The sequence below is a fragment of the Pseudomonas sp. zfem002 genome (assembly GCF_032621685.1).
GTDB classification, from domain to species: Bacteria; Pseudomonadota; Gammaproteobacteria; order Pseudomonadales; family Pseudomonadaceae; genus Aquipseudomonas; species Aquipseudomonas japonica.
This window is the reverse complement of the sequence record NZ_JAVYJH010000017.1, coordinates 24,572-42,889: the sequence shown is the minus strand read 5'-3', so window position 1 is coordinate 42,889 and position 18,318 is coordinate 24,572. Positions and strand designations below refer to the sequence as shown.

Annotated in this window: 19 protein-coding genes; 6 read left to right on the top strand and 13 right to left on the bottom strand. The window is 64.7% G+C overall.

Annotation, left to right across the window (positions count from 1 at the left end):
* Positions 1 to 64: 64 nt before the first annotated feature.
* Together ubiA and RTI28_RS19030 are read right to left on the bottom strand one after the other, a co-directional pair.
* The gene (ubiA, locus tag RTI28_RS19035; protein WP_316921889.1) at positions 65 to 955 is read right to left on the bottom strand and encodes a 4-hydroxybenzoate octaprenyltransferase; all 891 of its coding nucleotides are present in this window, start codon (positions 953 to 955) and stop codon (positions 65 to 67) included.
* A complete protein-coding gene (locus RTI28_RS19030) occupies positions 955 to 1,566 on the bottom strand; it encodes a chorismate--pyruvate lyase family protein (protein WP_410479012.1) in 612 nt (203 codons plus the stop codon). Before RTI28_RS19030 ends, ubiA begins: the two co-directional genes overlap by 1 nt.
* A 114-nt stretch (positions 1,567 to 1,680) precedes the next feature.
* Here RTI28_RS19030 and RTI28_RS19025 point away from each other — a divergent pair, with 114 nt between their 5' ends.
* From RTI28_RS19025 to RTI28_RS19010, 4 genes are all read left to right on the top strand, one after another.
* Entirely contained in the window at positions 1,681 to 1,848 is a 168-nt protein-coding gene (locus RTI28_RS19025; RefSeq protein WP_009394419.1) for a rubredoxin, read from the top strand.
* Between the two features lie 34 nt (positions 1,849 to 1,882).
* On the top strand, positions 1,883 to 3,031 hold the full coding sequence (locus tag RTI28_RS19020; RefSeq protein WP_316921887.1) for an NAD(P)/FAD-dependent oxidoreductase: 1,149 nt from the start codon (positions 1,883 to 1,885) through the stop codon (positions 3,029 to 3,031).
* Between the two features lie 188 nt (positions 3,032 to 3,219).
* The gene (locus RTI28_RS19015; protein ID WP_316921939.1) at positions 3,220 to 3,495 is read left to right on the top strand and encodes an HU family DNA-binding protein; all 276 of its coding nucleotides are present in this window, start codon (positions 3,220 to 3,222) and stop codon (positions 3,493 to 3,495) included.
* Positions 3,496 to 3,645: 150 nt separating this feature from the next.
* A complete protein-coding gene (locus tag RTI28_RS19010; protein WP_042121576.1) occupies positions 3,646 to 4,014 on the top strand; it encodes an SCP2 sterol-binding domain-containing protein in 369 nt (122 codons plus the stop codon).
* Between the two features lie 115 nt (positions 4,015 to 4,129).
* Here RTI28_RS19010 and RTI28_RS19005 read toward each other — a convergent pair whose 3' ends face one another.
* The 6 genes from RTI28_RS19005 to exbB form a co-directional block, all read right to left on the bottom strand.
* Positions 4,130 to 5,530 carry an aminoacyl-tRNA deacylase and HDOD domain-containing protein gene (locus RTI28_RS19005; RefSeq protein WP_316921886.1) on the bottom strand — a complete coding sequence of 467 codons (1,401 nt, stop codon included), beginning with the start codon at positions 5,528 to 5,530 and terminating at the stop codon, positions 4,130 to 4,132.
* A gap of 80 nt (positions 5,531 to 5,610) precedes the next feature.
* On the bottom strand, positions 5,611 to 7,689 hold the full coding sequence (recG, locus tag RTI28_RS19000) for an ATP-dependent DNA helicase RecG (protein ID WP_316921885.1): 2,079 nt from the start codon (positions 7,687 to 7,689) through the stop codon (positions 5,611 to 5,613).
* Positions 7,690 to 7,698: 9 nt separating this feature from the next.
* Positions 7,699 to 8,619: a hydrogen peroxide-inducible genes activator gene (locus tag RTI28_RS18995; protein ID WP_316921884.1), complete on the bottom strand. Its 921-nt coding sequence runs from the start codon at positions 8,617 to 8,619 to the stop codon at positions 7,699 to 7,701.
* A 143-nt stretch (positions 8,620 to 8,762) separates the two neighbouring features.
* Positions 8,763 to 9,497, bottom strand: coding sequence for an energy transducer TonB (locus RTI28_RS18990; protein WP_316921883.1), 735 nt, complete (start codon positions 9,495 to 9,497; stop codon positions 8,763 to 8,765).
* Positions 9,494 to 9,922 carry a TonB system transport protein ExbD gene (gene exbD / locus RTI28_RS18985; protein WP_042121568.1) on the bottom strand — a complete coding sequence of 143 codons (429 nt, stop codon included), beginning with the start codon at positions 9,920 to 9,922 and terminating at the stop codon, positions 9,494 to 9,496. Before exbD ends, RTI28_RS18990 begins: the two co-directional genes overlap by 4 nt.
* A gap of 3 nt (positions 9,923 to 9,925) precedes the next feature.
* Positions 9,926 to 10,924 (bottom strand): tonB-system energizer ExbB, encoded by a 999-nt coding sequence (gene exbB / locus RTI28_RS18980; RefSeq protein WP_316921882.1) that lies wholly within the window; start codon positions 10,922 to 10,924, stop codon positions 9,926 to 9,928.
* A 197-nt stretch (positions 10,925 to 11,121) separates the two neighbouring features.
* Here exbB and RTI28_RS18975 point away from each other — a divergent pair, with 197 nt between their 5' ends.
* Positions 11,122 to 11,979, top strand: coding sequence for an NAD-dependent epimerase/dehydratase family protein (locus RTI28_RS18975; RefSeq protein ID WP_316921881.1), 858 nt, complete (start codon positions 11,122 to 11,124; stop codon positions 11,977 to 11,979).
* 39 nt (positions 11,980 to 12,018) lie between these two features.
* On the opposite strand, the gene RTI28_RS18970 is transcribed toward RTI28_RS18975, so the two are convergent.
* The 5 genes from RTI28_RS18970 to RTI28_RS18950 form a co-directional block, all read right to left on the bottom strand.
* Positions 12,019 to 12,756: a hypothetical protein gene (locus RTI28_RS18970; RefSeq protein ID WP_316921880.1), complete on the bottom strand. Its 738-nt coding sequence runs from the start codon at positions 12,754 to 12,756 to the stop codon at positions 12,019 to 12,021.
* A gap of 55 nt (positions 12,757 to 12,811) precedes the next feature.
* A complete protein-coding gene (locus tag RTI28_RS18965; RefSeq protein ID WP_009394407.1) occupies positions 12,812 to 13,192 on the bottom strand; it encodes a RidA family protein in 381 nt (126 codons plus the stop codon).
* Between the two features lie 23 nt (positions 13,193 to 13,215).
* Complete coding sequence (gene spoT / locus RTI28_RS18960) at positions 13,216 to 15,324, bottom strand: bifunctional GTP diphosphokinase/guanosine-3',5'-bis pyrophosphate 3'-pyrophosphohydrolase (RefSeq protein WP_316921879.1); 2,109 nt, start codon at positions 15,322 to 15,324, stop codon at positions 13,216 to 13,218.
* Positions 15,325 to 15,384: 60 nt separating this feature from the next.
* Entirely contained in the window at positions 15,385 to 15,648 is a 264-nt protein-coding gene (gene rpoZ / locus RTI28_RS18955; RefSeq protein WP_042121560.1) for a DNA-directed RNA polymerase subunit omega, read from the bottom strand.
* 166 nt (positions 15,649 to 15,814) lie between these two features.
* The gene (locus RTI28_RS18950) at positions 15,815 to 16,687 is read right to left on the bottom strand and encodes a LysR family transcriptional regulator (RefSeq protein ID WP_316921878.1); all 873 of its coding nucleotides are present in this window, start codon (positions 16,685 to 16,687) and stop codon (positions 15,815 to 15,817) included.
* 240 nt (positions 16,688 to 16,927) lie between these two features.
* Here RTI28_RS18950 and RTI28_RS18945 point away from each other — a divergent pair, with 240 nt between their 5' ends.
* Positions 16,928 to 18,310 (top strand): glutamine synthetase family protein, encoded by a 1,383-nt coding sequence (locus tag RTI28_RS18945; RefSeq protein WP_316921877.1) that lies wholly within the window; start codon positions 16,928 to 16,930, stop codon positions 18,308 to 18,310.
* The last annotated feature ends 8 nt before the right edge of the window (positions 18,311 to 18,318 follow it).

Below are 18,318 nucleotides of genomic sequence, written 5' to 3'. Positions count from 1 at the left end.
GCGACGGCTGCGCCGTCGTTCGCAGGCAAGCCAGCTCCTACGAGGGATTGTTCACATCACGAGGTCAGCGCGTGATGTAGTGGATCACGATGCTGACGAAGATGATGAACCCGGCCCAGTGGTTGTGCAGGAACGCCTTGAAGCAGGCCTCCCGCTCCAGGCCGCGGGTCGACCAGAACTCCCAGGCGAAGCACAGCGCCGCGCCCAGCAGGCCCAGGTGGAACCAGCCCCCCAGACCGAACTGATTGCCCGCCAGCAGCAGGCACAGCAGCGACGCGCCCTGCAGCGACAGAATGATGATGCGATCGGCCTCGCCGAAGAGGATCGCCGTGGATTTCACGCCGATCTTCAGGTCATCGTCGCGGTCGACCATGGCGTAGTAGGTGTCATATCCCACCGTCCACAACAGGTTGGCGATGTACAGCAGCCAGGCGATCGCCGGCAGCTCGCCGGTGGCCGCGGTGAAGGCCATGGGGATACCCCAGGAATAGGCCGCGCCGAGCACCACCTGCGGGTAGTAGGTGTAGCGCTTCATGAACGGGTAGCACGCCGCCAGGGCGACCGCGCCGAACGACAGCAGCACGGTCGTGTGGTTGGTGCACAGCACCAGCAGGAAGCTGACCCCCAGCAGGATGACGAACAACGTCAGGGCCTCGCGGGCGCTGATCCGCCCGGCCGCCAGGGGCCGCTCGGCGGTACGCTTGACGTGGCCATCGACCTTGCGGTCGGCGAAGTCGTTGATGGCGCAGCCGGCGGCGCGCATGAACACCACGCCGAACAGGAAGATCAGCACGTTGGCCAGCGTGGGCGCGCCGTTGCCGGCGATCCACACCGCCGACAGGGTCGGCCACAGCAACAGGTAGATGCCGATCGGCTTGTCCATGCGGCTCAGCTGGATGAAGTCCCAGGCCCGTGGATGCAGGCGATTGAGCGACTTGAGCAGATTCAGGTACATCAGCGGACCTCCTTGTACGCTGCGGTTGCCTGCCACAGGGCGGGCAGGAAGACTTCGGCCACCAGCAGGCACAGGGCACCACGGTCGAAGCGCGAGCGGCGTCCCCAGAGGCCGTCGACCGCCTGTTCGGCGGGCAGCCAGGCGGCTGGATACTGGCAGACCTCGATAGCCTGACGGGCGAAGCCCTGGTCGCAGAACAGCAGTTCGCCCAGCGAGCGACTGCCCAGTGATTCCATGTCCAGGCCGTCGTCGCGCAGGGCCTCGCGGCCAGCCACGCTGCGGGCGAACACCCAGGGCTCGCCGTGGCCGCGCAGATAGACTTCGCGGACCCAGCCTTCACTGCCGGGCGCCAGGCCCAGGGCCAGGCATTCGTCTTCGCGCAGGGGCTGCCAACCTTCGTAGAGCGGGGTCACGGAAAATTGCTGGGCGCACAGGCGGGTCAGGCGGCGGGTCAGGGAACCCTGGTCGAACAGCCAGTCGAGGATCAGCACCGGGGTCTTCGCGGCGAGCCGCGGTGTGTGCGGCGTCCAGGGTGCGGCGGGATATTGCGGGGATTCGTTTGGCACGGTAGGTATGCAGTTACAGGCCAGTGAAGCGCCGGAGCTTAACATGTTTGGCGAGGCGGCTTGCATAGGTTGGCCTGGCTCAGTACAAAGCCCGCTGAAGGTCGATCGCCATTTCCATAACACAATGATCGTGCCTGGCCTGAATCCGAGGAGAAACTGATGAAAAAGTGGCAATGCGTGGTGTGCGGCCTGATCTATGACGAGGCCGAGGGCTGGCCTGATGACGGCATCGCCCCGGGCACGCGCTGGGAAGATGTACCGGAGGACTGGTTGTGCCCGGATTGCGGCGTGGGCAAGACCGATTTCGAAATGATCGCCATCGGCTGATCCGCTTTTTTCCCCTGACAAGGACATTCAAGGCATGACCGATCCCGTAGTGATAATCGGCACCGGACTGGCGGGCTACAACCTCGCCCGCGAATTTCGCAAGCTCGACGGCGAGACGCCGTTGCTGCTGATCAGCGCGGACGACGGCCGCTCCTATTCCAAACCGATGCTTTCTACCGGTTTTGCCAAGAACAAGGATGCCGACGGCCTGAGCATGGCCGAACCCGGCGCCATGGCCGAGCAGCTCAAGGCCGAGGTGCGCACCCACACCCGCATCAGTGGTATCGATCCCGGCCACAAGCGCCTGTGGATCGGCGAAGAGCAGGTGCGCTATCGCGACCTGGTGCTGGCCTGGGGCGCGGAAACCGTGCGGGTGCCGATCGAAGGCGATGGCGGCGACGCGGTGTTCCCGATCAACGACCTCGAGGATTACGCGCGCTTCCGCGCTGCCGCGGCCGGCAAGCGCCGGGTGCTGATCCTTGGCGCCGGCCTGATTGGCTGCGAATTCGCCAATGACATGAGCCTGGGCGGCTTCGAGGTCGCGGTGGTGGCGCCGTGCGAGCAGGTCATGCCGACCTTGCTGCATCCGGCCGCCGCGGCGGCGGTGCAGAGCGGTCTGGAAGGGCTGGGCGTGCGTTTCCACCTGGGGCCGGTCGTGACCCGCCTGCAGCGGGTGGCGCAGGGGCTGGAAGCGCACCTGTCGGATGGCAGCATGATCGCCTGCGACCTGGTGGTCTCGGCGGTCGGGCTGAAGCCGCGCACCGACCTCGCGGCGGCGGCGGGCCTGCGTATCAATCGTGGGGTGGTGGTGGACCGACAACTGCGTACTTCCCACGCCAATATCTTCGCCCTGGGCGATTGCGCCGAGGTTGATGGGCTCAACCTGCTCTACGTGATGCCCCTGATGGCCAGCGCACGCGCGTTGGCGCAGACCCTGGCGGGCAACCCCGGCACAGTGACCTACGGCCCGATGCCAGTCACGGTGAAGACCCCGGTCTGCCCGCTGGTGGTATCGCCGCCGCCCCCGGGCACGGACGGAAAATGGACGGTCGAAGGGCAGGGCGGAGACCTGAAAGTGCTCTGCCACGACGCTCAGGGCCAACTGCTTGGCTATGCGCTGACCGGCAGCGCGGTGATGGAGAAGCTGGCCCTGAATCGCCAGCTTCCGCCCCTTCTGGCGTAAATACCGGTCGTTCTGTCGGATTTAGCGTCCCATTGTCTTGCCAATGGCCGCCCAGAGACTGGCGCGGCCATTGGCGGCGTGCCATCCTCACTCCCGTCTGCCGCAGTTTAGAGCCTGCGGTGCCTTGGGCGCTGCTTGCAAAGGCAGCACGGCATAACAACAAAAAATTCCGTCAAAGAGGCTTCACCATGCGTAAACCCGATCTCGCCGCAGCCATCGCCGAAAAGACCGACCTCACCAAAGAACAGTCCAACCGTGTTCTGAATGCCATTCTCGATGAAATCGCCGTTGCATTGAGCAAGAAGGACACCGTGACCCTGGTTGGTTTTGGCACCTTCGAACAGCGTCACCGCGGTGCTCGTACCGGCAAGAACCCGCAAACCGGCGAGCCGGTGAAAATCAAGGCGAGCAACACGGTCGCCTTCAAGCCAGGCAAAAACCTCAAGGACAGCGTCAATCCGTAGTGGACGCAGCGAATGCAGACAAAGCGGGCATCCCAGGGATGCCCGTTTTGTTTTGTGGCGAACGTGAGAGAAAAACCACTGATTCTGTAGCTTTCGTTCGCTAAAAAGATAAACTGCGGCCGCCAGTCATTTTTTCACCGAGGCGCAGTCATGAAGTTCCGTTTTCTCCTTTGGGCCATGGGGCTGTTGATGGCCCGGGCCAGCCGCAAGAATCCGGCGTTCCAGCAGCAGTTGCAGAACAAGGACCTGGTATTCCAGCTCCAGACCCTGGACGGCAAGGCCGCCCGGCATTTCATCGTCAAGGACAGCCGCATCAGCAGCAGTGGCGGCACGCACCCGGCGCCAGCGTTCGCCATCGCCTTCAGGGATGCCGCGTTCGGCTTCGAGACCCTTCAGGCGAAGAACAAGCAACTGGCGTTCATGCAGGGGATTCAGGACAAGACCATCCAGATCAAGGGCAATCCGGCGCTGGTGATGTGGTTCCAGGGCTTGATGAAGTACCTGAAGCCGAAGAAGTAGGCGCGGGCTCGCCCGCGAAAGGCCTGCACAGCAGGCCCGTTTCGAGGTGACACAGGGACCGCGTTGCGCTCCTTCGCAGTGGACAAGCCACGCTCCTGCGGGGGCGTGCAGTGCTTCAGTGCTGGGTGAACTGCGACGCCAGCTCGCGCAGCATCACTTCCGCTTCCAGCACCTTGTTCACCACATCCTCGGCCTTCTCGCGGCTGATGTTCAGGCGCTCGAGCAGTTCGTCCGGGATCGCCTCGTCCGGTCCGGAACCGATGCCACGGGCGCGCAGCAGGCGTACGGAGAGGCACACCAGGTTGGCGAACGGCGCATGGTCACCGGCGTAGTACGGATCGTTCTGGAAGCGCAGCGCGGTGGCCAGTTCATCCGGCATGTCCCAGAAACGCATCAGCCAGGCACCGATCTGTTCGCGGCTGATACCCAGCAGGTGCTGCTCGACGTAGCTGTGGCAGACGTGCGGGTTGACCTCCAGGTGTCGGCAGATCAACGAGAAGTGCGGCGGGAACACATGGGCCAGCAGCAGGTAGCCGAAGTTGTGCAGCAGGCCCGCCAGGTAGGTCAGGCCCGCCTCGGGACGTTCGGCCCGGGGCATGGCGCGGGTCAGGCCTTCGATCACCGCCGCGGTGTAGATCGATTGCTGCCAGTACGGCGTGGTGTGTTGCGGGTGGTCCTTGGGCAGGCTGAGGGTCTTGCCCAGGGCCAGGCCCAGCGCCAGGTTGATGACCAGGTCGAAACCCAGCACGCGGACGATGGCGTCTTCCACCGAGCGGATCTTTCCGGGCGAGGCGTAGTAGGGCGACGCCGCCCAGCTGACCACCTGGGCGGCCAGCGCCGGATCGGTTTCCACCACGCCGGTGATGTCGTCGATGGTGGCGTTGGGATCGACGCGCAGCTTGATGATCTTCTGCGCGGTTTCGGCCAGCGGCGGGATCTCGATGGTCGATTCCAGACGCTGCTGAATACGCCGTGCGGTGAATGCCTGGACCGCCTGGGTAATTTCCTCGCGGTCGTCCGCCGGTCGGTCGAGGTTGGGCTGGATCTGACTCAGCAGCTCGCCGAACTGGCCTGCACTGGCCTTGCTGAGCATCTTGCGGAAGTCGTCGCGTTCGAACTCCAGCAGCAGGCCGGCTTCACCGGACTGCACCAGCAGCGTCGGGGGCTTGAGCACGCTCTCGTCGTACAGGCAGGGCGAGCTGGTCAGCGCCGGGATACCGGGCAGGACCTTCAGGCCGTGCTTGTCGAGCATGTGCTGCAGGCGCTCCAGCGGAACGGCGGCGAGCTTGCGTCCGGTCAGTTCGGTCAGGCGGCTGAGGTCGAGCAGTTGGTTCTGAGGGAACAGGACCATCAGGGCACCGACCGAGTCGTCGAGCAGGACGGCCTGGAGGCGGGTTTCAGGCGGCAACTGCGGGTGGTCGGCCACTTCGCGGTAGGCGACACCCAGCTTGTCGAGCAGCAGCCGGATAACAGACGGAACCTGTGGGGTTGCGGTATCGAGGGCAACTTCAATCATGGGTCTGTATCCAAATTCTTCACAGAGGCAAAAGTATAACCAGCTTGACTGGCGGCCTGGATCCAATTCCGCCGAACGTGTCACACCTGGCCGTATTGTTGACCGTGACGCAGCCAGCGCTCCAGCAGCGGGCTGACGTGATCGGGCCAGCGCGCCAGCAGCGCTTGGGCTGCGTCGCGCACGGCGGGCAGCAGGTCGGCGTCGCGCATCAGGTCGGCGACCTTGAACTGCAGCAGGCCGGTCTGGCGGGTGCCGAGCATTTCACCGGGGCCGCGCAGCTCCAGGTCTTTCTCGGCGATGACGAAACCGTCATTGGTTTCGCGCATGATCCCCAGGCGTTCGCGACCGATCTGCGACAGCGGTGGATGGTAGAGCAGCACGCAGTGACTCACCGCGCTGCCACGCCCGACCCGGCCGCGTAACTGGTGCAACTGGGCCAGGCCCAGACGCTCGGGGTTTTCGATGATCATCAGGCTGGCGTTGGGCACGTCGACGCCGACCTCGATCACCGTTGTCGCCACCAGCAATTGCAGGCGGCCCTCCTTGAATTCAGCCATTACCGCGGCTTTTTCCGCGGCTTTCATGCGCCCGTGGATCAGGCCCACGCGCAGCTCGCCGAGGGCGCTCGAGAGTTCTTCGAACGTGGTTTCGGCGGCCTGGCAGGTCAGTTCCTCGGACTCTTCGATCAGCGTGCACACCCAGTAGGCCTGGCGCCCTTCGGCGCAGGCGGCGCGGACCCGATCGACCACTTCGAAGCGGCGACTGTCGGCGACCAGCACGGTGTTGACCGGGGTCCGCCCGGGCGGCAGCTCGTCGAGGATCGAGGTGTCCAGGTCGGCATAGGCGCTCATCGCCAGGGTTCGCGGGATCGGCGTGGCGGTCATGATCAGCTGGTGCGGGCAGAAACGTCCACCGACGCCCTTCTGGCGCAACGCCAGGCGCTGCTGGACGCCGAAGCGGTGCTGTTCGTCGATGATCGCCAGGGCCAGGTTGTGGAATTTCACCTCGTCCTGGAACAGCGCGTGGGTGCCGACCACCATCGGCGTGCCGCTGGCGATCTGCTCCAGCGCCGCGGTACGGGCCTTGCCCTTGAGCTTGCCGGCGAGCCAGGCGACTTCAATGCCCAGCGGTTCGAGCCAGCGTTTGAAGGTGATGAAGTGCTGCTCGGCGAGGATCTCGGTGGGCGCCATCAGTGCCACCTGGTAGCCGGCTTCCAGGGCCTGCAGGGCGGCGAGGGCGGCGACCACGGTCTTGCCGGCGCCGACATCGCCCTGCACCAGGCGCAGCATCGGTTCGTGCTGGCTCAGGTCGTAGGCGATCTCGTTGCCGACCCGCTGTTGCGCGCCGGTGGGCGGGAAGCCCAGGTTGGCGAGGAACCGCGTGGGCAAGCGAACGGCCCTGGGCAGTACCGGCGCGCGCAGCGCCCGCAGGCTTTCGCGCAGGCGTTGCTGCGACAGCTGATGGGTCAGCAGTTCTTCGAAGGCCAGGCGGTGTTGCGCCCAGTGCTGGCCTTCGGCGAGTTCGTCGACGTCGGCGTCCGCCGGTGGTTGATGCAGGTAGCGAATCGCTTCGTCCAGCGGCCCCAGCTGGTAATCGCGGGCCAGTTCCTCCGGCAGCCAGTCGGGCAGGCTGCGCGGGCCGAGCAGCGCCAGGCTCTGCTGGCAGAGCTGGCGCAGGCGTTGTTGGGTCAGGCCTTCGGTGGTCGGGTAGATCGGGGTCAGCGTCTGGTCCACCGGTGGCGGTGGCTCGTTGCCGTTCAGGGTGCGGTATTCCGGATGGTAGATCTCCAGGCCGGAGGCCCCGGGACGGGCTTCGCCATAGCAGCGCACGTGGGTACCGCGCTTGAGCGCGTCCTTCTGCGCCATGCTGAAGTGATAGAAACGCAGGCTGAGCACACCGCTGCCGTCCCCCAGGCGCACCACCAGGCTGCGGCGCTTGCCCATGACCACGTCGGCGCCACTGACCACGCCTTCGATCACCGCATCCTGGCCCGGGCGCAAGGCGCCGATGGGCACCACGCGGGTGCGGTCCTGGTAACGCAGCGGCAGGTGGAACAGCACGTCCTGGAGGTTCTCCAGACCGACCTTGGCCAGTTTCTCGGCCAGGGCATCGCCAACGCCTTTCAGTGCCGTGACCGACACCCGGGACAACTCGGTCATGACGACAACCTACTCGTCCGCCGGTGGCTTGGCCACGGAGCACAGACGGATCGAATCGGCGAGGATCTCGATGGCCTTGGGCCGCGGGAAGCTGGCGCGCCAGGCGATGGCGACGGTGCGGTAGGGGGCCGGCTGGCTCAGTGGACGCACTTCGATCACCCCGGGGGCGTAATGATGGCTATGCACCGCCGACAGCGGCAGGATCGACACGCCCAGGCCGGAGGCGACCATATGGCGGATGGTTTCCAGCGAGCTGGATTCGACGGTGGTGTGCCTGGCGCCCTCGCTGCCCTTGTTCAGGGTCGGGCATGCCTCCAGGACCTGGTCGCGGAAGCAGTGGCCCTCACCGAGCAGCAGCAGGCTCTTGTCGTTGAGCAGGCCGGCGTCGATGGTCTTCTGCTGGGTCCACGGGTGGCCGCTGGGCATCAGCACGTAGAACGGCTCGTCGTAGAGCGGCAGGGTCAGGACGTCGGCCTCGTTGAACGGCAAGGCGATGATCACCGCGTCGAGTTCACCATTGCGCAGCTTGTCGCGCAGGACGTGGGTGAAGTTCTCCTCGATGTACAGCGGCATCTGCGGAGCGACCCGGTGCAGTTGCGGAATCAGGTGCGGGAACAGGTACGGACCGACGGTGTAGATCGCGCCGACCTTGAGCGGTGCGGTCAGCTGGTTCTTGCCGGCCTGGGCCAGCTCGCGAATGCCCTGGGCCTGTTCGAGGACTTTCTGCGCCTGGGCGACGATGCTTTCGCCCACCGGCGTCAGGCGCACCGCGCTCTTGCTGCGCTCGAAGATCAGCACGCCCAGTTCGTCCTCCAGCTTCTTCACGCCCACCGACAGGGTCGGCTGACTGACGTGACAGCGCTCGGCGGCATGGCCGAAGTGCTGCTCCTGAGCAAGAGTGACGATGTAGCGCAATTCTGTGAGGGTCATAAGGTGCGTCCATGAAGTAGCGGCCCCAGCATAGCGGCTGCAACCGATAGACGCACCTTATCAGACTTGCATCGGTGCGACAGAAACGACGATTACGCTCAATAAAAAGCCGGCCGCGTGGGCGGCCGGCTTTTCATCGAGGCTTAGCGTTTGTCCAGCGAGTAGACGAACGGTGCAACCACTTCGATGCTGCCGTTGTTCAACAGCTCCTTCGGTGGCGGCGGAACCGGCTGTGCCTTGCGGATCATCTCCAGGGTCGCGCGGTCCAGTGCGGCGCTGCCCGAGCCACCGGCCAGCGAGTAGGAGAGGACCTTGCCTTCGGCATCGACCACGAAACGCAGGCGGTTGATACCTTGCAGGCCACGCCGGCGGGCGTCTTCCGGGTAGCGTTTGAACTTGCCCAGGTGACGCAGCAGGTCGCTTTGCCAGGTCGGCAGGGCGTTGCTGTTGGTCGCGATGCTCGGTGCCGGGGCTGCCGATTTCTGCGCGGGTGCGGTACTCGGCGGCGTGTCGGCGACTTCCTGCTCGACCGGTTTCTCCTTCGGCTCTTCCTTCTGCTCGGGCTTGGGCGGCTGTGGCTTGGCCTTCGGCTTGGCAGGTTTCGGAATGGCGATTTTCGGCTTCGGTGCCTCGACCAGCTTCGGCAGCGGCGGTTCTTCCACCGGTGCGGGCGGCTGCGGCGGTGTCACCACCTTGGGCGGTGGCGGCGGCGCCGGTTCCGGCATCGGAGCCATCTCGATCATCATGGCCGCGGGCGGCAATTCGATAGCCTGTGGTGTCGACCAGTTCAGGGTCAGCACGATGGCAATGGCATGCACTGCCAGTACGAGTAACAGGCTACCGCCGTAACGCCCCAGCTTGTACCGGGTCTCGATCATTTCTTCGCTGCCGTCTCGAGCCCGACCAGGCCGACCTTGAGATAGCCGGCGGCGCGCAGAATGTTCATGACGTCCATCAGATCGCCGTAGTCCACGCCCTTGTCGGCCTGGAAGAAGATCGTGGTTTCCTTGTCGCCCTTGGTCTTGGCGTCCAGCATCGCGCCCAGCTGGTCGTGCTGCTGCACCAGGTCTTCACCCAGGTACAGCTTCTGGTCGGCCTTGACGCTGAGGAACACCGGCTTTTCCGGCCTCGGCGCGGGCTTCGCGGTCGAGGCGGGCAGGTCGACCTTGATGTCCACCGTTGCCAGTGGCGCAGCCACCATGAAGATGATCAACAGCACCAGCATCACGTCGATGAAGGGCGTTACGTTGATTTCGTGGTTTTCGGCGAGATCGTCGCCACCCTCGTTAAGATGCAGGCCCATGGCTTACCCCACTTTCACCATGTGCGGCTGGGCGGCACGCTCGCCCGGCTGGTGGTCCAGGTCACGGCTGACCAGCAGCAGGACCTGCGCCGAAGCGTCGGAGACCTGTGCCTTGTAGCCGGCGATGGAGCGGGCGAAGACGTTGTAGATGACCACGGCCGGGATTGCCGCGACCAGGCCCAGGGCGGTGGCCAGCAGGGCTTCGGCGATACCGGGGGCGACCACGGCGAGGTTGGTGGTCTGGGTTTTGGCGATGCCGATGAAGCTGTTCATGATGCCCCACACGGTACCGAACAGACCGACGAACGGTGCGGTGGAACCGATGGTGGCGAGAACGCCGGTGCCGCTGGACATGTTGCGACCGCTGGCGGCGACCAGGCGCTCCAGGCGGAAGGCGACACGTTCCTTGATGCCTTCTTTCTCGCGGGCGTTGGCCGACAGGTGCATTTCTTCCAGGGCGTCATGCACCAGGACATGGGCCAGGGTACCTGGCTTGTCGGTGCTCTCGGCGGCGTCCTTGAGGGTGGTGGCCTTCTTCAGGGCGGCGATTTCGCGGCGCAGGCGGCGCTTGGCACCCAGCAGCTCGAAGCCCTTGGCGATCCAGATGGTCCAGGTGATGATCGAGGCGATGGCCAGGCCGATCATGACCGCTTTGACCACCACATCGGCGTTCTGGTACATGCCCCATGGCGACAGGTCGTGACCCATGCCCAGGGTGGTGTCTTCGGCCAGTGGCTCGCCGTCCGCATTCAACGGCTGGTCAGCCGCGCCTTCCACCGGAGCGACCGGGGCAGCCGCAGCCTGCTCGGCGCCCGCGGCGACCGGAGCGGTACCTTCCGCCGCCGGGGTAGCTGGCGCAACGGCGGCGGCCGGAGCTGCCGGAGCTGCGGTCGGCTCGTCCGCCATGGCGACTGGCGTCAGCATCAGGCTGAACATCAGCGCGGCGGTGGCGCGCAGGGCGCGCGACGTGGTTGGCGAAGCGGAAGGTTGGATGCGTGTCATGCTGGCCGGACCTGATGAAGAAGAAGGGGTGGATGGTCTTCAAGGCCTCGAAACAGGCCGAGAACAAAAAAAGGGTGGCCATTATTGCAAGTAATTCTTGTTAGCAGAAGTAATAAAGTAGCTTTTTTTACCGCGGTCGCTAGCCGCCTATCGATTTTGCCCGGATAGTGCGGGGCAATTGTCACGGGAGTTTCATCATGTCTATCCCTTCGGTTCTGATCGTCGGCTGTGGCGATGTAGGTGGTCGTCTGGCCCGGCAAATGCTGGCGGGCGGATGGTCGGTCAGCGGGTTGCGGCGCAATGTCGGCGCACTGCCGGAAGGTGTCACGGCCATCGCCGCCGACCTTGAGCAGCACCAGGTACCCGCGGCCTGGCCGGCGCAGAGCCCGGACTACCTGGTCTATTGCGTGGCCGCGAACCAGCATGACGAGCCCGGCTACCGTTCGGCCTATGTCGAAGGCTTGCGCAATGTCCTGGCCTGGCTGGCCGAGCGCGGCCAGGCGCCGCGTCGCCTGCTGTTCGTCTCCAGCAGCAGCGTCTATGCCCAGCAGGGCGGCGAGTGGATCGACGAAACCGCGGAAACCGCGCCGCAGGCGTATTCCGGGCGCGTGATGCTGGAGGCGGAGCGTCTGGCCTTGGACAGCGGCATCCCGGCCAGCGTGGTGCGGCTCACCGGGATCTACGGACCGGGCCGCGAGTGGCTGCTGAGCCAGGTGCGCCAGGGGTATCGGGTGGTCGAGGAGCCGCCGCTATACGGCAACCGTATCCATGCCGAGGACGCGGCCGGCCTGCTGGCCTTTCTGCTGCGTGCCGATCAGGCCGGAACGGCGCTGGACGACTGTTACATTGGTGTGGACGACGCGCCGGCGCCACTGGCCGAAGTGGTCGCCTGGCTGCGCGAATACATGGGCGTTACCGAGTGGTCGGAGCAACAGCAGGTGCGGCGGACCGGCAGCAAGCGCTGCAGCAACGCCCGGGCCCGGGCGTTGGGTTGGGTTCCGGCCTATCCCAGTTATCGCGAGGGCTATGCGGCGATTCTCGAAGGTCGCGGTTGAAACAATCGGGGCTGCATAAAGCAGCCCCGATACGGAAACCTATTTACGCTCCAGCAACCAGCGCCGCGGGCCGGGGCGAAGCTCCGGCATTTCGTCGGGCTGGGCGTCATTGATGGCCTGGAAGATTTCCAGCTGCTTGCCGTCGCGCTTGAAGATCCACGGGTTGCCCTGCTGGTTGCGCTCCAGCCAGAGGCTGTCGTACTTGCCGGTCATGGTCGCGCAGTCGCCGGCCAGGCACAGGGCATAGCGGTCGAGGTTGGGCAGGCCGTCGAGGCTGCCGTTGTCGCGAAAGCGCACGGTGCCACCCTGGCCCGGACCTTCGAGGACGCGCCAGTCGCCCTTCATGTAGGCACCGTAGAGGGCCTTTTCAAAGGTGGCGCCCGGTGGCACATCGGGATCGATCACCTCGGTGCTGCGCTGGAAATGCTGTTCCGGCGCCCAGTCGCTGGTCGCCTGGACCAGGTCCTTGCCGTCCAGCTCGAGGTTTTCCACCTGATCGCCGTCCAGCTCCACTTGCCAGTGGTTGTCGTCGACCGCTTTCAGGCGACCTTCGACCAGCTCGAAGCCATTGCTGTAGCTGGCCTGGCCGGCGGCGACATTGACCTTCCACTCGAAGTTCGGACCGTTGCGCTCCAGTGCGTAGCGCAGGCCGGTGCCTTTGGCGGCGGCGTCGATCGCGGCCTGGTTGATCCAGATGCCGTTGTAGTCTTCGGGTTTGTGGCTGGCACAGCCGCCCAGCAGTGTGGCGACCAGCGAAAGGGCAAGCGCGTGGCGCATGACGGGGTCCTTCAGGAAAAAGGTGCGGCGAACCGGCCGGTTCGCCGCGGGGGTATCACTCGAGAACCAGGATCGCGTCCATCTCGACCTGCGAGCCGCGTGGCAGGGCGGCAACGCCAATGGCTGCGCGCGCCGGGTAAGGCTGCTCGAAGTAGCGGCCCATGACTTCGTTGACCTTGGCGAAGTGGCTCAGGTCGGTCAGGAAGATGTTCAGCTTGACGATGTCCTTGAACGAACCGCCAGCGGCTTCGGCCACGGCCTTCAGGTTCTCGAACACCTGGACGGTCTGGGCCTCGAAGCCTTCGACCAGTTCCATGGTTTTCGGGTCGAGAGGGATCTGGCCCGACATGTAGACAGTGTTGCCGGCCTTGATCGCCTGGGAATAGGTGCCGATGGCGGCAGGTGCCTTGTCGCTGTTGATGACGGTCTTGGTCATGGTGACTCCTTGCAAGGGAAGGGCTACGCGCGCATGCGGGTGATGCGGATGACGCCCGTCAGCGCACGCAGTTTCTTGATCACGCGGGCCAGGTGCACGCGGTCGTGCACGCTGACCACCAACTGGACGACGCTGATGCGGCCATCGCGCTCATCCATGCTGATTTTCTCGATGTTGCCGTCGGCGGCGTTGACGCTGCTGGCGAGCAGGGCGATCAGGCCGCGCTGGTGTTCCAGCTCGACGCGCAGTTCGACGTTGAACTCGCCGGTGACGTCCTTGGCCCAGGACAGCTGGATGCATTTTTCCGGGTTGTGGCGAATTTCGCTGATGTTCCGGCAGCTCTCCAGGTGCACCACCATGCCCTTGCCAGCCGAGAGGTGGCCGACGATCGGGTCGCCCGGGATCGGCGTGCAGCACTTGGCGTAGCTCAGCACCAGGCCCTCGGTACCGCGGATCGCCAGCGGGCCTTCCGGGTTCGGCAACTGCTCGCCCTCGGTGGACAGCAGGCGGCGGGCGACGACGTAGGCCATGCGGTTGCCCAGGCCGATGTCTTCCAGCAGATCTTCGATCAGCTCCAGGCGGTACTCGCCGAGCATGGCCTGGATGCGCTCCGGCGGGATCTTGTCGAGGGCGCTGTCGAAGCCATTGAGCACCTTGTTGAGCAGGCGTTCGCCGAGGTTGATCGACTCGGAGCGCCGCTGCAGCTTGAGGGCGTGGCGGATATGGGTGCGGGCCTTGCCGGTGACCACGAAGTTGAGCCAGGCCGGGTTCGGCCGGGCGCCCGGCGCGCTGACGATCTCGACGGTGGAGCCGCTTTGCAGCGGCTCGGACAGCGGCGCCAGGCGGCGGTTGATGCGGCAGGCGATGCAGCTGTTGCCGACGTCGGTGTGCACCGCGTAGGCGAAGTCGACCGCCGTGGAGCCCTTCGGCAGCTCCATGATGCGGCCCTTGGGCGTGAACACGTAGACCTCGTCCGGGAACAGGTCGATCTTCACGCTTTCGATGAATTCGAGGGAGTTGCCTGCACGTTGCTGCAGTTCCAGCACGCCCTTGACCCACTGCCGCGCGCGGGCGTGGGTGCCCTTGGGCTTCTCGTCGTCGCTGGACTTGTACAGCCAGTGCGCGGCGATGCCGTTGTTGGCCATCTCTTCCATCTCGCGGGTGCGGATCTGGATCTCGATGGGCACGCCATGCATGCCGAACAGCGTGGTGTGCAACGACTGGTAGCCGTTGGCCTTGGGAATCGCGATGTAGTCCTTGAAGCGCCCGGGCAGCGGCTTGTACAGGTTGTGCACGGCGCCGAGCACGCGGTAGCAGGTGTCGACCTTGTCGACGATGATGCGGAAGGCGTAGACATCCATGATCTCGTTGAAGGCGCGGCGCTTGCCGCGCATCTTCTTGTAGATGCCATAGATGTGCTTCTGTCGACCGCTGACCTCGCCTTCGATGCCGTCCACGGCCAGGCAGTGGCTCAGCGATTCCTCGATCTTGTTGACGATTTCCTTGCGGTTGCCGCGGGCGCGCTTGACGGCCTGGTAGATGCGCGCGGAACGCATCGGGTACATCGCCTTGAAGCCCAGGTCCTCGAACTCGACGCGCACGCTGTGCATGCCCAGGCGGTTGGCGATGGGCGCGTAGATTTCCAGGGTTTCCTTGGCGATGCGGCGGCGTTTTTCGCCGGACAGCACCTCGAGGGTACGCATGTTGTGCAGGCGGTCAGCCAGCTTGACCAGGATCACGCGGATATCGCGGGCCATGGCCATGGCCATCTTCTGGAAGTTTTCCGCCTGGGCCTCGGCCTTGGTCTCGAAGTTCATCTGGGTCAGCTTGCTGACGCCATCGACCAGTTCGGCGACGGTCTCGCCAAACTGCGAACTGAGGGCTTCCTTGGCGATGCCGGTGTCTTCGATCACGTCGTGCAGCATGGCCGCCATCAGGCTCTGATGGTCCATGTGCATGTCGGCGAGGATGCTGGCGACGGCCAGCGGATGCGTGACGTACGCCTCGCCGCTGCGGCGGCGCTGGCCGTCGTGGGCTTGTTCGGCGTAGAAATAGGCGCGGCGGACCAGGTTGACCTGGTCGGGGCCCAGATAGGTCGACAGACGATCGGCGAGGGCATCTATGCTCGGCAAGATTCGACCTCCTGCCGAGGATAAGTGACCCGCGCCGTACAACGTCGACCAGGCATGGACTTAGACGGCCTCGTTGGCCTCGTCCTCGAACGCCGTGAAGACAGGGTCTTCAGTGACGATCTCTTCTGCGGCGATGAACTCGGGGGTGATATAGCCTTCGGCGATTTCGCGCAGTGCCACAACGGTAGGCTTGTCGTTTTCCCAGGCCACTTTTGGCTCTTTGCCGCCGGTAGCCAGTTGACGGGCACGCTTGGTGGACAGCATGACCAGCTCAAAGCGGTTATCAACGTGTTCCAGGCAGTCTTCAACGGTTACGCGGGCCATGGTGTTCCTCAAGTAGCAAATGCGGTGTACTGCCCAAATGGGCGAGCGGACTCGATAGTTTAAAAAATCACCAGCCTTTAGGGAAGCGCTGATTTCGGCTTCGAGCCCTGAATATGCCGACGATACCTAGTTGTAAGCGTCTATTTCAATAGTCTTCGTCTATCGCTCAGATAAGGGCGTTGCGCAGGCGCGGCGTCAGCTCGTCGAACAGCGCCTGCACCGAGCGCAGGGCCCGGCAATCCGGGCGGGTCAGCAGCCACAACTGGGTATCGCAGCCAGGCAGAGCATCGCTCAACTGTTCGACCCCGGGCAGGGTGTGCGCCATGTAGTCCGGCAGCGCCGCCACGCCGAGGCCGGCACTCACCAGCTGGGCAATGGAGGCGATGCCGCTGCAACGGTAGCGCGGCAGCACCCCGGGAAACTTCTCGCTGCGCCAGACCACGGTGGGGTGGTCCTGCATGGAATCGTCCGGGGCGATCCACGGCACGCTGGACGGCGATTCGTTCAATCGTGCGCGAAACTCCTCGCGACCGCAGACGACATAGGACGCCGAACCCAGGCAGCGTCCCACAAGATGCTCCGGCGGTGCGTTGGTCAGGCGCAGGGCCAGGTCGGCGTCGCGGCGGCTGAGGTTGGCGAAGGTGTTGGAGGTCGCCAGCTCCAGGGTCAGCGCCGGATAGGTCGGCATGAACTCGGCCAGCGCTGGCAGCAGCAGACTGTGCAGCACGGCGTCGGTGCAGGTCAGGCGTACCGTGCCGCTGACCACCTGTTCGCCGTGGGCCAGCGCCACGCGGGCCGCATCCAGTGCCTGTTCGGCGCGTTCGGCCTGTTCGGCCAGGGCCTGGGCCGTGCCGGTGGGGATATAGCCTTTGCGGCTCTTCACGAACAAGGCCGTGCCGAGCGCCGCCTCCATCCGCCGGATCGAACGGAAAACCGTGGATACGTCGACCTTGAGCAGTTCCGCCGCTTTTGCCAGGGAGCGACCGCGAACCAGGGCGAGAACCAGGGAGAGGTCGGCATGGCTGATCTGATATTGCATCGGTGCACTCTTAGCTTGCCAAAACGCCAATGTCTGTTGCGTTGAGGCCATTCTATAGTGCAGCGGTGGCCGTCTAGCAAGGCTTGATGCGCCAGAACCTGGCACGTGCGTGCGAACAGCCCCGCGCCAGTCGTTCCCCCGATGGACTACCGAGAACAAGACCAGCCATCGCCGCCCCGATTACCCGCGTTACCTCCCTACATTGCTGCCCCAATAAAAATTCCAAAGGATGCCTAAGCCATGACGTCGGTCTCCCCGTGCGCCATCCCCGTTGACGAAATGGGCGAATTTCTCAAGGCCCACCCAGAGGTGCAGTTCGTCGATCTGCTGATCGCCGACATGAACGGAGTGGTGCGCGGCAAGCGCATCGAGCGGGCGAGCCTGGTCAAGGTCTACGAAAAGGGCATCAATCTGCCCGCGTCGCTGTTCGCCCTGGATATCAATGGTTCGACCGTGGAAAGCACCGGTCTGGGCCTGGATATCGGCGACGCCGACCGCATCTGCCATCCGATTCCCGGCACGCTCAGCTTCGAACCGTGGCAGAAGCGCCCCACCGCGCAATTGCTGATGACCATGCACGAGCTGGACGGCACGCCGTTCTTCGCCGACCCGCGGGAAGTGCTGCGCCAGGTGGTGAGCAAGTTCGACGACCTGGGCTTGACCATCTGCGCCGCGTTCGAGCTGGAGTTCTACCTGATCGATCAGGACAACCTCAACGGTCGCCCGCAGCCGCCGCGTTCGCCGATTTCCGGCAAGCGCCCGCAGTCGACCCAGGTCTACCTGATCGACGATCTCGACGAGTACGTCGATTGCCTCCAGGACATGCTCGAAGCAGCCAAGGAGCAGGGCATCCCGGCCGACGCCATCGTCAAGGAAAGCGCCCCGGCGCAGTTCGAAGTGAACATGCATCATGTCGCCGACCCGCTGAAGGCCTGCGACTACGCCCTGCTGCTCAAGCGGGTGATCAAGAACATCGCCTACGACCATGAAATGGACTCCACCTTCATGGCCAAGCCCTATCCGGGCCAGGCTGGCAACGGCCTGCACGTACACATTTCGCTGCTGGACAAGGCCACCGGCAAGAACATCTTCAGCAGCGACGATCCCGAGCAGAGCGACCCCCTGCGCCACGCCATCGGTGGTGTGCTGGAAACCATGCCGGCGTCGATGGCCTTCCTCTGCCCGAACATCAACTCCTACCGCCGCTTCGGCGCGCAGTTCTACGTGCCCAATGCACCGAGCTGGGGCCTGGACAACCGCACCGTAGCGGTCCGCGTGCCGACCGGCAGTAGCGACTCGGTGCGCATCGAGCACCGCGTGGCCGGCGCCGACGCCAACCCCTACCTGATGATGGCGGCGATCCTCGCCGGTATTCACCACGGTCTGACCAACAAGATCGAGCCGGGCGCGCCAATCGAGGGCAATTCCTACGAGCAGTTGGAACAGAGCCTGCCGAACAACCTGCGCGACGCGCTGCGCGAGCTGGACGACAGCGAAGTGCTGAACCAGTACATCAGCCCCGACTACATCGATATTTTCGTCGCCTGCAAGGAAAGCGAACTGGCGGAGTTCGAGGTGTCGATTTCCGACCTCGAATACAACTGGTACCTGCATACGGTCTGATGCCCGGA

Bases quoted from the DNA above. Each gene is read 5' to 3' on its own strand.
- RTI28_RS19025 (WP_009394419.1), top strand. From the start codon at position 1,681: ATGAAAAAGTGGCAATGCGTGGTGTGCGGCCTGATCTATGACGAGGCC.
- ubiA (WP_316921889.1), bottom strand. From the start codon at position 955: ATGTACCTGAATCTGCTCAAGTCGCTCAATCGCCTGCATCCACGGGCC.
- RTI28_RS18950 (WP_316921878.1), bottom strand. From the start codon at position 16,687: ATGCAATATCAGATCAGCCATGCCGACCTCTCCCTGGTTCTCGCCCTG.
- RTI28_RS18945 (WP_316921877.1), top strand. From the start codon at position 16,928: ATGACGTCGGTCTCCCCGTGCGCCATCCCCGTTGACGAAATGGGCGAA.
- RTI28_RS19030 (WP_410479012.1), bottom strand. From the start codon at position 1,566: ATGTTAAGCTCCGGCGCTTCACTGGCCTGTAACTGCATACCTACCGTG.
- RTI28_RS18975 (WP_316921881.1), top strand. From the start codon at position 11,122: ATGTCTATCCCTTCGGTTCTGATCGTCGGCTGTGGCGATGTAGGTGGT.
- RTI28_RS19020 (WP_316921887.1), top strand. From the start codon at position 1,883: ATGACCGATCCCGTAGTGATAATCGGCACCGGACTGGCGGGCTACAAC.
- rpoZ (WP_042121560.1), bottom strand. From the start codon at position 15,648: ATGGCCCGCGTAACCGTTGAAGACTGCCTGGAACACGTTGATAACCGC.
- RTI28_RS19005 (WP_316921886.1), bottom strand. From the start codon at position 5,530: ATGATTGAAGTTGCCCTCGATACCGCAACCCCACAGGTTCCGTCTGTT.
- RTI28_RS18965 (WP_009394407.1), bottom strand. From the start codon at position 13,192: ATGACCAAGACCGTCATCAACAGCGACAAGGCACCTGCCGCCATCGGC.
- RTI28_RS18970 (WP_316921880.1), bottom strand. From the start codon at position 12,756: ATGCGCCACGCGCTTGCCCTTTCGCTGGTCGCCACACTGCTGGGCGGC.
- exbD (WP_042121568.1), bottom strand. From the start codon at position 9,922: ATGGGCCTGCATCTTAACGAGGGTGGCGACGATCTCGCCGAAAACCAC.
- RTI28_RS19015 (WP_316921939.1), top strand. From the start codon at position 3,220: ATGCGTAAACCCGATCTCGCCGCAGCCATCGCCGAAAAGACCGACCTC.
- recG (WP_316921885.1), bottom strand. From the start codon at position 7,689: ATGACCGAGTTGTCCCGGGTGTCGGTCACGGCACTGAAAGGCGTTGGC.
- RTI28_RS18990 (WP_316921883.1), bottom strand. From the start codon at position 9,497: ATGATCGAGACCCGGTACAAGCTGGGGCGTTACGGCGGTAGCCTGTTA.
- RTI28_RS18995 (WP_316921884.1), bottom strand. From the start codon at position 8,619: ATGACCCTCACAGAATTGCGCTACATCGTCACTCTTGCTCAGGAGCAG.
- exbB (WP_316921882.1), bottom strand. From the start codon at position 10,924: ATGACACGCATCCAACCTTCCGCTTCGCCAACCACGTCGCGCGCCCTG.
- RTI28_RS19010 (WP_042121576.1), top strand. From the start codon at position 3,646: ATGAAGTTCCGTTTTCTCCTTTGGGCCATGGGGCTGTTGATGGCCCGG.